Annotated in this window: 14 protein-coding genes and 1 riboswitch; all 14 genes read left to right on the top strand. The window is 49.5% G+C overall.

Annotation, left to right across the window (positions count from 1 at the left end; all coding sequences use genetic code 11):
• Positions 1–241: 241 nt before the first annotated feature.
• Complete coding sequence (locus tag JOC27_RS05060) at positions 242–541, top strand: hypothetical protein (RefSeq protein ID WP_239529746.1); 300 nt, start codon at positions 242–244, stop codon at positions 539–541.
• 38 nt (positions 542–579) lie between these two features.
• Entirely contained in the window at positions 580–789 is a 210-nt protein-coding gene (locus JOC27_RS05055; RefSeq protein ID WP_338062772.1) for an NETI motif-containing protein, read from the top strand.
• Between the two features lie 88 nt (positions 790–877).
• Positions 878–979, top strand: a riboswitch (purine riboswitch).
• Complete coding sequence (locus JOC27_RS05050) at positions 976–1,179, top strand: hypothetical protein (RefSeq protein WP_205005925.1); 204 nt, start codon at positions 976–978, stop codon at positions 1,177–1,179. It overlaps the preceding riboswitch by 4 nt.
• On the top strand, positions 1,176–1,661 hold the full coding sequence (purE, locus tag JOC27_RS05045; protein ID WP_205005924.1) for a 5-(carboxyamino)imidazole ribonucleotide mutase: 486 nt from the start codon (positions 1,176–1,178) through the stop codon (positions 1,659–1,661). Before JOC27_RS05050 ends, purE begins: the two co-directional genes overlap by 4 nt.
• Entirely contained in the window at positions 1,658–2,812 is a 1,155-nt protein-coding gene (gene purK / locus JOC27_RS05040) for a 5-(carboxyamino)imidazole ribonucleotide synthase (protein ID WP_205005923.1), read from the top strand. Before purE ends, purK begins: the two co-directional genes overlap by 4 nt.
• Positions 2,809–4,107, top strand: coding sequence for an adenylosuccinate lyase (purB, locus tag JOC27_RS05035; protein WP_205005922.1), 1,299 nt, complete (start codon positions 2,809–2,811; stop codon positions 4,105–4,107). Before purK ends, purB begins: the two co-directional genes overlap by 4 nt.
• Positions 4,108–4,316: 209 nt before the next feature.
• Positions 4,317–5,027, top strand: coding sequence for a phosphoribosylaminoimidazolesuccinocarboxamide synthase (gene purC, locus JOC27_RS05030; protein ID WP_239529744.1), 711 nt, complete (start codon positions 4,317–4,319; stop codon positions 5,025–5,027).
• Positions 5,024–5,275, top strand: a complete 252-nt coding sequence (gene purS / locus JOC27_RS05025) for a phosphoribosylformylglycinamidine synthase subunit PurS (RefSeq protein WP_205005921.1) — start codon at positions 5,024–5,026, stop codon at positions 5,273–5,275. The genes purC and purS overlap by 4 nt, the downstream gene beginning before the upstream one ends.
• Positions 5,272–5,964, top strand: a complete 693-nt coding sequence (gene purQ / locus JOC27_RS05020) for a phosphoribosylformylglycinamidine synthase subunit PurQ (protein WP_205005920.1) — start codon at positions 5,272–5,274, stop codon at positions 5,962–5,964. The genes purS and purQ overlap by 4 nt, the downstream gene beginning before the upstream one ends.
• Complete coding sequence (purL, locus tag JOC27_RS05015) at positions 5,945–8,167, top strand: phosphoribosylformylglycinamidine synthase subunit PurL (protein ID WP_205005919.1); 2,223 nt, start codon at positions 5,945–5,947, stop codon at positions 8,165–8,167. Before purQ ends, purL begins: the two co-directional genes overlap by 20 nt.
• Positions 8,143–9,567 (top strand): amidophosphoribosyltransferase, encoded by a 1,425-nt coding sequence (purF, locus tag JOC27_RS05010; RefSeq protein WP_205005918.1) that lies wholly within the window; start codon positions 8,143–8,145, stop codon positions 9,565–9,567. Before purL ends, purF begins: the two co-directional genes overlap by 25 nt.
• Positions 9,568–9,578: 11 nt before the next feature.
• Entirely contained in the window at positions 9,579–10,619 is a 1,041-nt protein-coding gene (gene purM / locus JOC27_RS05005) for a phosphoribosylformylglycinamidine cyclo-ligase (RefSeq protein ID WP_205005917.1), read from the top strand.
• Complete coding sequence (purN, locus tag JOC27_RS05000) at positions 10,609–11,196, top strand: phosphoribosylglycinamide formyltransferase (RefSeq protein WP_205005916.1); 588 nt, start codon at positions 10,609–10,611, stop codon at positions 11,194–11,196. Before purM ends, purN begins: the two co-directional genes overlap by 11 nt.
• Positions 11,197–11,260: 64 nt before the next feature.
• Entirely contained in the window at positions 11,261–12,808 is a 1,548-nt protein-coding gene (gene purH / locus JOC27_RS04995) for a bifunctional phosphoribosylaminoimidazolecarboxamide formyltransferase/IMP cyclohydrolase (protein WP_205005928.1), read from the top strand.
• Positions 12,809–12,923: the final 115 nt, after the last annotated feature.

Below are 12,923 nucleotides of genomic sequence, written 5' to 3'. Positions count from 1 at the left end.
ATCGAGCAAAAGTCGCACCGAATTTCGAAAAAGTCGCTCCTAAATCAAGGAAAGTTGCACCGAATTTTGAGAGTTGCACCAAATCGAGCAAAAGTTGCACCGAATTTCGAATAAGTCGCTCCTAAATCAAGAAAAGTCGCACCAAAAACAAGCCAAATTTTTCGTAGCATTCAATCGCGCTCTTTTTGGAAAAATCAAGGGAATAGAACGGGATTATGCGAGCCAACCTAAGGACAGACCGATGACAAAGGAAGTGTTGCGGATGTCCGGGTTATTAATGGCAATTTTGTTTTGGTGTGCGGGAATCGCGCTGCTTATCGGTAGCTACTCGATTACCAGCCGTCTTCGAAAAGCCAGTGAAGAGCTTTTGATGCACTCCGAGCATGAAAAAGGGAAGGACAACTCGGCGAGCATCGCGCTACGAATTGAAGGCAAAATACTCGACTATATTCCAAGTTATCTGTTTCAGATTGCATTCAGCGTCTTTGGCAGTTTGTTGATCGCTTTTGGTTTTGTTGCGCTCGCCTTCTTCTTCGGCTAATCTAAACAAGAGAACGGATTTATCAGGTGGGAAAAATTGTGAAAAAGGTTAGTCAAACTTTGCCGAGGAAGAAGCAGTTTATCGTTGCGACAGACGAGACAGTCAGCGCCTGCATTGACCGGATGGATCGTGAAGGCTATGCGCCGATTCGTCGTATTGAGAAGCCTGTTTTTCGGGAAACGGCAAATGGACCAGAACCAAGTGGCCGAGAATGCATAATTGAAGGAATTTTAAAAATTTTGAAATGACTCAAAGACGAACAATAGGCGGTTTTTGAGGATGAATGTTCGATAATCGGTTGACACTCTCTTAATAACACTGGTATGATGAGAGTGTCAATAGAAGATTGCGAACCCTCATATATTTTTGGGAATATGGCCCATCTGTCTCTACCCGGTGACCTTAAATTACCGGACTATGAAGGGAAAACGGGAATGTTGCCCGAGTGGACCGCTGCCCGCGGTAAAGACCGGACGGCTTGTTTTCTCTTTTTATTAGAAAGAGAAGCAGCTGCTCTGGGCTTTTTTATTTCTGTAACTTTTGTTCAAAAAGAAGGTAAAAGAAGAGAGAGGGCGCTTGCACTTCGCAGCGCCAGCCATATTTTTGAACTGATCCTTGAAGGAGGCTTCAGTAAATGAGTGGTGCAGTAGTTGGTGTTGTCATGGGTAGTATTTCCGATTGGGAAACAATGCGTCATGCCTGTGATCTGTTAGAGAGTATGGAAGTTGCTTATGAAAAACATGTCATTTCGGCGCATCGTACACCTGACGCGATGTTTCGTTATGCGGAAACGGCGCGCGAACGCGGGTTGAAAGTGATTATTGCTGGTGCAGGCGGCGCCGCTCATCTGCCGGGAATGATCGCGGCAAAAACGACATTGCCGGTGATTGGCGTTCCGGTACAATCGCATGCGCTGAATGGTTTGGATTCGTTGTTATCGATTGTCCAAATGCCGGGCGGAATTCCAGTGGCAACAGTAGCCATCGGCAATTCCGGTGCGACCAATGCCGGTCTGCTCGCCGTCCGTTTCTTGTCGGCTTTTGATGATCAACTGAAGGACAAGCTGGATAGCTACCATAAGTCTTTAGAAGAGAAAGTAAAGGAAAGTGATTTCGAGTGACACAGCAAACGATTTTGCCGGGACAAACAATCGGAATTCTTGGCGGTGGACAGCTTGGCCGAATGATGGCGATTGCTGCGAAACAAATGGGTTACCGAATTGCTGTTCTCGATCCGACGGAGGATTGCCCCTGTGCGCAGGTGGCGGATAAAGCGATTGTCGCCGATTATGCAGATCCGGATGCGGCTAAAGAGATGGCAGCTTGCGCGGATGTTGTCACTTATGAATTTGAGAACGTTGACGTACAGACCGCTGATTATTTGCAGACACATAGCTATTTGCCGCAAGGCTTTCGGCTTCTTGAAATCACGAAGGACCGTTTGAATGAAAAAGCTGCGATTCAGGCGGCTGGCTTGCCAGTTGTTCCTTATCTTCCGGTTCGGAATGAAGAAGAACTTGAGAAGGCTATTCGGACAATCGATTTTCCATCCGTTCTGAAAACAACGGAGGGCGGTTACGATGGCAAAGGGCAATATGTTCTGCATGATCAAGCGGATCTCGAAGAAGCACGGCCTTATATTGGCAAGATACCTTTCGAATTGGAAAAATGGATGCCATTCGAAAAAGAAATTTCCGTTATTGTTGTTCGCAGCACAACTGGCGAAACGTCCGTTTTTCCGGTTGCGGAAAATATCCATCGGCATAATATTCTCCACCATACCCTTGTGCCGGCGAGAATCAATGAGAAACTCCATGCCGAAGCCGCGCAGTACGCGCTGCGTCTTGCAGAAGCTTTTCATCTCGTCGGCACGCTTGCTGTCGAAATGTTTGTCGGAACAGACGGCAAAGTCTATGTCAATGAGACGGCGCCGCGTCCGCATAACTCTGGGCACTATTCCATCGATGCCTGCGAGACGTCACAGTTTGAACAGCATATCCGCGCGATTTGCGGCTTGCCGCTCGGCAGCACGGATCTTTTGAAACCTGTCATTATGGTCAATATCCTTGGTCAGCATGTTCAGCCGTTGCTGGACAAAATTCCGGAACTCTCCGCCGGCGCGCATCTTCATCTGTACGGCAAGGCAGAGGCTCGGGAAGGCCGGAAGATGGGCCATCTTAATATACTCGGCGCGACCGTTGAAACGGCGATTGCCGACGCACAGAAATTAGCGGTTTGGAAAATCGAAGAGGAAGTAGGTCAGAACCAATGATCGATCGTTATGCAAGACCAGAAATGAGCGCGATTTGGACAGAAGAAAATAAATACAGGGCTTGGCTTGAAGTTGAAATTCTAGCTTGCGCCGGCTGGTCGGAACTCGGCGAAATTCCAAAAGAAGACGTTGAAAAGTTGCGCCAAAATGCGTCGTTCACCGTTGAACGAATCCATGAAATCGAGCAGCAGACGCGTCACGACGTCGTGGCGTTCACGCGAACCGTTTCTGAATCACTCGGAGATGAAAAAAAATGGGTGCATTACGGCCTGACATCAACCGATGTTGTTGATACGGCACAGTCCTATTTGCTGAGACAATGCAATGATATTTTATTGAAGGATATTGAACATTTTATCGACGTTCTTGCCGCGAAAGCGAAGAAATACAAGAATACAGTGATGATGGGCCGCACACATGGGGTACATGCTGAACCGACGACATTCGGCCTAGTAATGGCGCTTTATTATGAAGAAATGAAGCGCAACCTTGCGCGTTTCAAAGATGCAGTGGAAGATATCCGCGTTGGCAAAATTTCCGGTGCGGTCGGCACGTATGCAAATATCGACCCGCGCGTCGAAAGTTATGTCTGCGAACATCTTGGCTTGAAAGCTTCACCGATTTCCACTCAGGTGTTGCAACGTGATCGTCACGCCCATTACATGGCGACACTGGCTCTAATTGCGACCTCGATCGAAAAATTCGCTATTGAAGTGCGCGGCTTGCAGCGCTCAGAAGTGCGTGAAGTCGAAGAAGCCTTTGCAAAAGGGCAGAAGGGATCCTCTTCAATGCCGCATAAACGCAATCCGATTGGTTCGGAAAATATGTGCGGTATAGCACGCGTCATCCGCGGTTATATGCTGACCGCCTATGAAAATGTGCCACTCTGGCATGAACGCGATATTTCGCACTCATCTGCAGAACGGGTGATTCTTCCGGACGCAACGACAGCACTTGACTATATGCTCAACCGCTTCGCAAATATCATTGAAAATTTGACGGTTTTCCCGGAGAATATGCGCCGCAATATGCGCCGCACCTACGGCCTACCATTTTCTCAACATGTGCTGCTGGCCTTGATTGAAAAAGGGATGAGCCGTGAAGCGGCTTATGATATCGTGCAGCCGAACGCGATGAAGTCTTGGGAGACAGAAACGCAGTTCAAAGAATTGGTTGAAGCTGACGAACGAATCACCTCGCGGCTTAGCCAAGAAGAAATTGATGGTTGCTTTGATGAAACGTATCATCTGAAGAATGTTGCTTTCATTTTTGAACGGCTTGGACTGAACGACTAAGCATCCGGATCGATCCGGTTTTCCAAAAATTTTCTGCAGAAGAAAAGCTATGTTTCAATTTAATGTTGTTTTCTGATCAAAAGGCAATCTGTGAGTCGCCTGCGGGAACAGCGTGTCAGCGAGGCCCCCGCGGCAAGTGAACAGTTGGCAATAAATGATTAAAAACAACAACAGATTTTAACAAAGCCAAAAGAAAAGGGGCCATAATGATGGGCGAATTACTTTATGAGGGAAAAGCAAAAAAAATGTTTACAACGGATGATCCGTTTGTGCTTCGCGTCGAATACAAAAACGACGCAACCGCGTTCAACGGCCAGAAAAAAGCAAAATTTGAAGGCAAAGGGCGCCTGAACAACGCAATTTGCACGAAAATTTTTCATGTTCTGCAGCAGAAGAATCTGCCGACACATTATCTGGAAACCATTTCCGAGACTGAGCAGTTGGTCAAATCAGTGGACATTGTTCCGATTGAAGTGGTTGTCCGCAATATTGTCGCGGGATCGCTGGCGAAACGCCTCGGCCTCGATGAAGGCACCGACCTTGGAAAAACGATCGTTGAATTTTATTACAAAAGCGATGATCTGGGCGATCCGATGATAAACGATGACCACGCGCTCGCGATCAAGATTGCAACTGAAGAAGAGTTGACCGAAATCCGTCGCCAGGCGCTTGCTGTAAATAAGGTACTTCAGGAATTATTCAGCGAAGCTGGTATCCTGCTCGTCGATTTCAAACTCGAATTCGGCAAACTGAAAGAAACAGGCGCAATTGTCCTCGCCGATGAAATTTCGCCGGACACTTGCCGCCTTTGGGATAAAGAAACGCATGAGAAACTGGATAAAGATGTATTCCGCCGCAATATTGCTGATTTGCCGGAAACCTATGAAAAATTACTCAGCCGTTTGGAGGCCGTTCGATGAAAAAAGTTAAGGTCTATATCACGCTGAAAGAAAGTGTACTGGATCCGCAAGGTCAGGCGGTCATGCAGTCGCTTCACAATATGAATTATCCGGATGTCCAGGACGTTCGGATTGGTAAATACATTGAATTGCAGATGGAAGACGGGGCGGATATTGCTCAGAAAGTTGATGCAATTTGCGACCGACTTTTAGCCAACACGGTGATTGAAAATTATCGCTATGAGATCGAGGAGGAGGTCCGCTCGTGAAAACCGCGGTCATTGTATTTCCGGGTTCCAATTGCGACCAAGATATGTACTATGCGATAAAGGACGGACTCGGTGAAGACGTCGATTATGTCTGGCATGCAGAAACCTCGCTTGACGGCTACGACGCAATCATGATTCCCGGCGGTTTTTCCTACGGCGACTATTTGCGTTGCGGCGCAATTGCCCGTTTTGCCGGAATTATGCCGGCTGTGATCAAAGCTGCTGAGGAAGGTAAACCGGTGCTCGGCGTTTGCAATGGTTTTCAGATCCTACTCGAAGCCGGCCTCTTGCCTGGGGCGCTGCTCAAGAACAAAAATCTGAAATTTATTTGCGAGACTGTACCGCTTAAAACGGAGAACAATCAGACGATGTTTACTTCCCTTTATAAAGAAGGGGAAATTATTCGGATTCCGATTGCGCACGGCGAAGGTAATTATTATTGCGATGACGAGACATTGGCTGAACTGAAAGCCAATCACCAGATTGTCTTTACCTATGCTGGCGAGAATCCAAATGGATCACGTGCTGACATCGCCGGGATCACGAACCGCAACGGCAATGTGCTCGGCATGATGCCGCATCCAGAACGCGCGGCGGACGCAATGCTTGGCAATAAAGACGGCTTGCGCCTATTCCAGTCGATTTTAAACCATTGGAGGGATTCTGTTCATGCCAACTGCATCTCTTGAACCATCAGCAGAGACAATTGCCCAGGAAAAAATCTACCGGACGATGGGCCTGACCGAGGACGAGTACGCAAAGGTTTGCAAACTGCTTGGCCGCAAACCGAATTACACAGAAACGGGTCTTTTTTCCGTCATGTGGTCGGAGCATTGCAGCTATAAGACATCGAAACCGCTGCTGAAGAAATTCCCGACAAGCGGTGGCCGTGTGCTTCAGGGTCCAGGCGAAGGTGCCGGCATTGTTGACATCGGCGATAAGCAGGCGGTTGTATTTAAAATTGAAAGCCACAATCACCCGTCGGCGATTGAACCGTATCAAGGAGCTGCTACTGGTGTTGGCGGGATTATTCGCGATGTCTTCTCAATGGGCGCACGACCGGTTGCGATCCTCGATTCGCTCCGATTCGGACAGCTCGATAACGCGCGTGTCCGTTACATTTTTGAGGAAGTGGTTAGCGGCATCGCCGGTTACGGTAATTGCATCGGCATTCCGACGGTCGGGGGCGAGCTGTCGTTCGACCCATGCTATAATGGCAATCCACTTGTTAACGCAATGTGTGTTGGCATCATGAATCATGCGGATATCCAGGTCGGCCAGGCGCGCGGCATTGGCAATACAGTGATGTATGTTGGTGCCAGCACGGGACGTGACGGGATCAACGGCGCCACATTCGCTTCTGAAGAAATTTCGGATAAATCGGATGAGAAGCGTTCGGCGGTTCAAGTCGGTGACCCGTTCATGGAAAAGTTGCTCGTTGAAGCCTGCCTCGAGTTGACCAAGCATGAAGCATTGGTCGGCATTCAGGATATGGGCGCGGCTGGGCTTGTTTCCTCCGCTAGCGAAATGGCGGCAAAAGCCGGCGTCGGCATCCATATGAATCTGGATTTGATTCCACAGCGTGAAACGGCTATGACGCCTTATGAGATGATGCTTTCCGAATCTCAGGAACGAATGCTGATCGTCATTAAAAAGGGAAGCGAAGAAGAAATCCAAGCGATTTTCTCGCGCTGGGGCCTGCACGCCGTTGCGGTCGGCACGGTGATCGAAGAAGAAGTGCTTCGTCTCGAACATAAAGGTGAGATTGTCGCTGAAGTGCCGTCGGATGCACTCGCATCGGCGCCGGTTCGCCATATGCCGTCGCGCGTGCCGGAAACTTATACGTTGAATCAGACTGCTCCGGCATGGACACCGGAAATCAAGAATTACCCGGAAACGATTAAACGCCTGCTCACACAACCATCGCTTGCCGCCAAGGACTGGGTGACGCGTCAATATGATTATATGGTGCAGACCAATACAGTGGTTGCCCCGGGTTCTGACGCAGCTGTGGTTCGTGTACGCGGTACAAATAAAGGCCTTGCCTTGACAACAGATTGCAATGCCAAATATTTGGCACTCGATCCATACGTCGGTGGCAAGATTGCTGTTGCCGAAGCAGCGCGCAATATTGTTTGCTCAGGTGGTATTCCGCTTGCGATCACCGACTGCCTGAATTTCGGCAGCCCGGAGAAACCCGAAGTGTTTTGGGAAATGGAACAATCGGTTAGCGGTATGGCTGAAGCCTGCAAGGAACTGGAAACGCCAGTTATCAGCGGCAATGTGTCGCTTTATAACGAAACGGATCAGGAAGCAATTGACCCGACGCCGGTTGTCGGCATGGTTGGCCTGGTTGAAGATTTGGATAAAGTCTGCACGGTTGCTTTCAAAAATGCCGGCGACGCAATTTATCTGATTGGCGAAGCGCAGGCCGAATTTGGCGGCAGCGCGTTGCAAATCTTGCTTGATGGCAAAGCCAGCGGCAAAGTGCCCGCGCTTGATCTCGAACTTGAAAAGGCGCGCCAGAGCAACGTGCTTCAAGCCATTCAGTCGGGCCTTGTATCATCCGCCCATGATATTTCCGAAGGCGGTCTTGCGACGGCAATTGCCGATTCCGTATTCGGCACGTCATTCGGCTGCGATCTAACGCTTTTCGGCGATCCTGCGGTTGAACTTTTCTCGGAAACACAGTCACGTTACCTAGTCTCCGTACCGAAGGAACTGACAGAAAAATTCGAAACGATTGTGCGCGACACGGTTCAAATTGGTATAGTGACCACTTCAGATGAACTGCATATTGCCTGTGACAACGAATCTTTTACACTCAATCGTCCCGACTTGGAAAATGACTGGAGAGGGGTTCTGTCATGCATTATGTCGACAGAGAACTAAATGAAGAATGTGCGGTTTTCGGTATCTGGGGTCATGAGAACGCAGCGAAACTAACCTATTACGGACTGCATAGCATGCAGCACCGCGGCCAGGAAGGCGCCGGTATTTGCGTCTCCGATGGCAAACATCTCTATGATCACAAAGGTCTTGGACTCGTCAACGACGTGTTCAATCACGATATTCTTGACACAATTAACAAAGGCAAGGCAGCGATCGGCCATGTCCGCTATTCGACGCAGGGCGGCAATAGCTATGCTAATGTACAGCCGCTCGTTTTCCGCTCGCAGAAAGATTCGCTGTCGATTGCCCATAACGGCAACCTCGTCAACGCCCATAAATTAAAAGGTGAGTTGGAAGAACGTGGCAGCATTTTCCAGACGACATCAGATACGGAAGTTATCGCGCATTTGATTAAACGCGATTTTGCCGATAATTTTATCGAAAGTGTCAAACATGCACTGTCGGTCATCAAAGGGGCCTATGCGCTGGCGATGCTGAATGAACATGAAATGATCGCGGCGCTCGACCCGAATGGTCTGCGGCCGCTTTCACTCGGCAAACTCGGTGACGCCTGGGTGATCGCTTCGGAGACATGCGCGTTTGATATCATCGGCGCAACGTATGTCCGCGACGTCAACCCTGGCGAAATTCTGATTATTAACGATGATGGCGTCCGTTCTGATTTTTTCACCACGCATTCCGAACCAGCGATCTGCAGTATGGAGTATATTTATTTCTCGCGTCCGGACAGCAATATCCAGGGCATCAATGTTCATGCCGCACGAAAGAATCTCGGTCGCAAATTGGCTCAAGAAGCGCCGGTTGAAGCTGACGTGGTGACCGGTGTGCCAGACTCGAGTATTTCAGCGGCGATCGGCTATGCCGAAGCGACGGGTATCCCGTATGAACTTGGGATGATTAAAAACCGTTATGTCGGCCGGACATTTATCCAGCCGTCACAGGAGCTGCGCGAACAAGGCGTAAAAATGAAATTGTCTCCGGTTCGGGCGATTGTCGAAGGCAAACGCGTCGTCATGGTCGACGACTCGATTGTTCGTGGCACGACAAGTCGGCGGATTGTCGGCATGCTGCGCGAAGCCGGCGCGACGGAAGTACACGTGCGGATCAGTTCACCGCCGATTACACACCCATGCTTCTACGGCATTGATACATCGACGTCTTCTGAACTGATTGCGTCGACCCATTCTGTTGAAGACATCCGCAAGGAAATCGGCGCTGATTCACTTGTCTTCCTTAGCGTTGACGGGCTTCAGGAAGCAATCGGACGCAACCCGGCCCTGAAAAATTGCGGCCAGTGTATGGCCTGCTTTACCGGTAAATACCCGACGGAAATCTATCCGGATACCGTATTACCGCATGAAAAGGAACTGCTCGTTTAAGGAGGCGCGATATGGAAGGCGCATATAAAAAGGCTGGCGTGAATATTGAAGCCGGCTACGAAACCGTTGACCGGATCAAAAAGCACGTCAGGCGCACGTTTCGTCCAGAAGTGATGGGCGGGCTCGGTGGTTTCGGCGGCGCAATTGATCTGTCCGCGATGCATGTGAAAGAACCCGTGCTTGTTTCGGGAACCGACGGCGTTGGGACGAAACTAATGGTCGCCTTTGCGACCGGCCAGCACGATACGGTTGGTATTGACGCTGTGGCGATGTGCGTGAACGATATTATCACGCAAGGCGCCGAGCCGATCTATTTTCTCGATTACCTTGCCTGCAGCGCGCTAAAGCCGGAAAAAGCCGAAGCGATTGTCAAAGGCATCGCTGACGGCTGTGCCCAGGCCGGCTGCGCACTGATCGGCGGGGAAACAGCGGAGATGCCGGGTCTTTACGGAGAAGAAGATTATGATATTGCCGGTTTTTCCGTTGGTGTCGTTGAAAAGAGCAAACAGATTAGCGGCGCCGGACTTGCGCCTGGGGATCAGCTGATCGGGCTTGCTTCAAACGGGATTCACAGCAATGGCTTCTCACTCGTCCGTCGTCTGATTGCCGATAATAATCTGTCGTTTGCCGATGCCTATCCATTCGAGAAAAATCAGTCGATCGGTGAACAATTGCTGACACCGACGCGCATCTATGTCAAACCGATCCTTAACCTGCTGAAGCAAGTTGCTGTTAAAGGAATGGCCCATATTACCGGCGGCGGTTTCTATGAAAACGTGCCGCGTATGTTTCCTGAAGGAATTGGTGCGGTCATCGACAAAGCGGCTTGGCCGCGTCCGGATGTATTCAACTGGCTGCAGGAACTCGGCGGCCTAGAAGAAGACGACATGTTCCATACATTTAATATGGGGATTGGTTTCGTCGTTGCGGTTGCTCCGGAAGATGCGGAAAAAACAGTGGAATTGTTGCTTGAATCCGGGGAGAAGCCTTATCGCATCGGTTCAATCACGGAAGAAAAAGGGCTGAAGCTGGTGAATGGACATGAAGGCTAAACTCGCAGTTTTCGCTTCAGGAAACGGGACTAATTTTCAGGCGATTGATGACGCGATCGTGCGCGGCGAGATTGACGCTTCAATTGAACTGCTCGTCTGCGATCAGCCGGGCGCTGCCGTCATTGAGCGGGCAAAGCGGGCTGGTGTGGAAACACTTGTGCTGGCGCGACGCGATTTTCCAACAAAGAAAGCTTTTGAGGAAGAAATCGTTCACGCATGCCAGGCGCATCACGTTGGTTATATTTTCCTTGCTGGTTATATGCGCATTCTCGGCAAAGCAATGCTAGAGGCTTATCCGCACCGGATCGTGAATATTCACCCGTCGCTCTTGCCGTCTTTTACCGGCTTGGACGCCATTGGCCAAGCGTTCCGCAAAGGCGTCAAAATCACTGGGATCACGATTCATTATGTCGATGAAGGCATGGACACCGGTCCGATCATCGCTCAGGCCGCCGTTCCGATCAAAGATGACGATACGTTAGAGGTGCTTGAGGCGAGAATCCACGAAACCGAGCACGCGCTTTATCCTAAGACTGTGGCAGCAATTCTCAGCCGTTCATCTGAAGTTTATCAATAAAAAAAAAAACAGCCACTCCGGCTTTTGCAGAATTATCCTAAGCGAAAATGAAAGGAAGTAATTGATTGTGGCAAAACGTGCCCTCGTAAGTGTTTCAGATAAGACAGGATTGATTGATTTCGTTCAGCAGCTTGTTTCTAAAGGCATCGAGATCATCTCGACCGGCGGAACAAAAAAAGCGATTGAAGCAGCCGGTCTTCCGGTTCTGTCGATCAGCGAAATCACTAATTTTCCGGAAATTCTTGACGGACGAGTTAAAACGCTGCATCCAGCCGTTCACGGCGGTTTGCTCGCGGTCCGCGGCAAGAAGGAGCATATGGATGCGATCAGTGAACTTGGCATTCAGCCAATTGACTTTGTGATTGTCAATCTGTACCCATTCAAAGAAACGATTTCCAAACCAGACGTCGCTTATGATGAAGCGGTTGAAAATATCGATATCGGCGGTCCGAGCATGCTTCGTTCGGCAGCGAAAAATCATCGCAGTGTCACGGTCGTTTGCGATCCGGCTGACTATCAAACAGTCGCAGCAAGTCTCGACGCTGATAACGAAGTACCGTTCGAATTGAAGCAAAAGCTTGCAGCTAAAGTATTCCGCCACACGGCTGCGTACGACGCGTTGATTGCCGACTATTTCACGAAGCAGGTCGGTGAAGAATTCCCGGAAAAACTGACACTCACTTATGAGAAGAAACAATCGCTTCGTTACGGAGAAAACCCGCACCAGATGGCTGCTTTTTACAGCGAACCGCTGAAAAATGAAGCAACGATCGCCGCTGCCAAACAACTGCACGGCAAAGAGCTTTCCTATAACAATATCCGCGACGCAGACGCTGCGCTCGGCATTGTCAAAGAATTCACGGAACCAGCTGCGGTTGCCGTCAAACATATGAATCCATGCGGCATTGGTCTCGGCGCCAACATCAACGAAGCCTATGACAAAGCCTATGAAACGGATCCGGTGTCGATTTTCGGAGGAATTGTCGCGCTGAACCGTGAAGTTGATGCGGAACTCGCTGAGAAGCTGCACAGCATCTTCCTTGAAATCATCATTGCACCGTCTTACACCGACGAAGCGATTCAGGTTCTAGAAAATAAAAAGAAGAACCTGCGTCTGCTTCAGGTCAAATTCACCGAAGACAAGCAGGACTTTGTTCAGTACACATCAGTACGCGGCGGCATGCTTGTTCAGGATCTGGACACAAAAGGCTACGAGGATGTTAAAGAAGATGTGAAAATCGTCACCGAACGCAAACCGACAGATGCTGAAATGGAAAGCCTGAAATTTGCCTGGACGATCGTCAAGCACGTCAAATCGAACGCCATCGCGCTCGTCAATAACGGCCGTATGGTCGGCATGGGCGGCGGCCAAACCAACCGCGTCGGCGCAGCGAAAATCGCTCTGGAAGAAGCCGGCGACAAGACAAAAGGCGCAGTATTGTCCTCGGACGCATTTTTCCCGATGAGCGACACCGTTGAAGAAGCAGCGAAAGCAGGCATCACCGCGATTATCCAGCCAGGCGGTTCAGTTCGCGATCAGGAATCAATCGACATGTGCAATAAATACAATATCGCCATGGTCTTCACCGGCATGCGCCATTTCAAGCACTGATTTTGCCCGAAAAGAACGACGCATACTTGTGAAAAATCAGGACAAGCAAACCGTCAGTGAAATTTTTGACGATGAAAAATGTTGGTAAAAATTAACTAATAATGAAAAATTTAGA

It is taken from the genome of Sporolactobacillus spathodeae (assembly GCF_016908935.1).
Classification (GTDB): Bacteria; Bacillota; Bacilli; order Bacillales; family Sporolactobacillaceae; genus Sporolactobacillus; species Sporolactobacillus spathodeae.
The sequence above is the reverse complement of the archived record's forward strand: the minus strand, read 5'-3'. Positions and strand labels throughout refer to the sequence as shown.

What these genes read in the sequence shown, in the direction of transcription:
- purM (WP_205005917.1), top strand. Translation starts at nt 9,579, where the DNA reads ATGGAAGGCGCATATAAAAAGGCTGGCGTGAATATTGAAGCCGGCTAC.
- JOC27_RS05050 (WP_205005925.1), top strand. Translation starts at nt 976, where the DNA reads ATGTTGCCCGAGTGGACCGCTGCCCGCGGTAAAGACCGGACGGCTTGT.
- purN (WP_205005916.1), top strand. Translation starts at nt 10,609, where the DNA reads ATGAAGGCTAAACTCGCAGTTTTCGCTTCAGGAAACGGGACTAATTTT.
- purF (WP_205005918.1), top strand. Translation starts at nt 8,143, where the DNA reads ATGCATTATGTCGACAGAGAACTAAATGAAGAATGTGCGGTTTTCGGT.
- purC (WP_239529744.1), top strand. Translation starts at nt 4,317, where the DNA reads ATGGGCGAATTACTTTATGAGGGAAAAGCAAAAAAAATGTTTACAACG.
- purE (WP_205005924.1), top strand. Translation starts at nt 1,176, where the DNA reads ATGAGTGGTGCAGTAGTTGGTGTTGTCATGGGTAGTATTTCCGATTGG.
- JOC27_RS05060 (WP_239529746.1), top strand. Translation starts at nt 242, where the DNA reads ATGACAAAGGAAGTGTTGCGGATGTCCGGGTTATTAATGGCAATTTTG.
- purL (WP_205005919.1), top strand. Translation starts at nt 5,945, where the DNA reads ATGCCAACTGCATCTCTTGAACCATCAGCAGAGACAATTGCCCAGGAA.
- purB (WP_205005922.1), top strand. Translation starts at nt 2,809, where the DNA reads ATGATCGATCGTTATGCAAGACCAGAAATGAGCGCGATTTGGACAGAA.
- purS (WP_205005921.1), top strand. Translation starts at nt 5,024, where the DNA reads ATGAAAAAAGTTAAGGTCTATATCACGCTGAAAGAAAGTGTACTGGAT.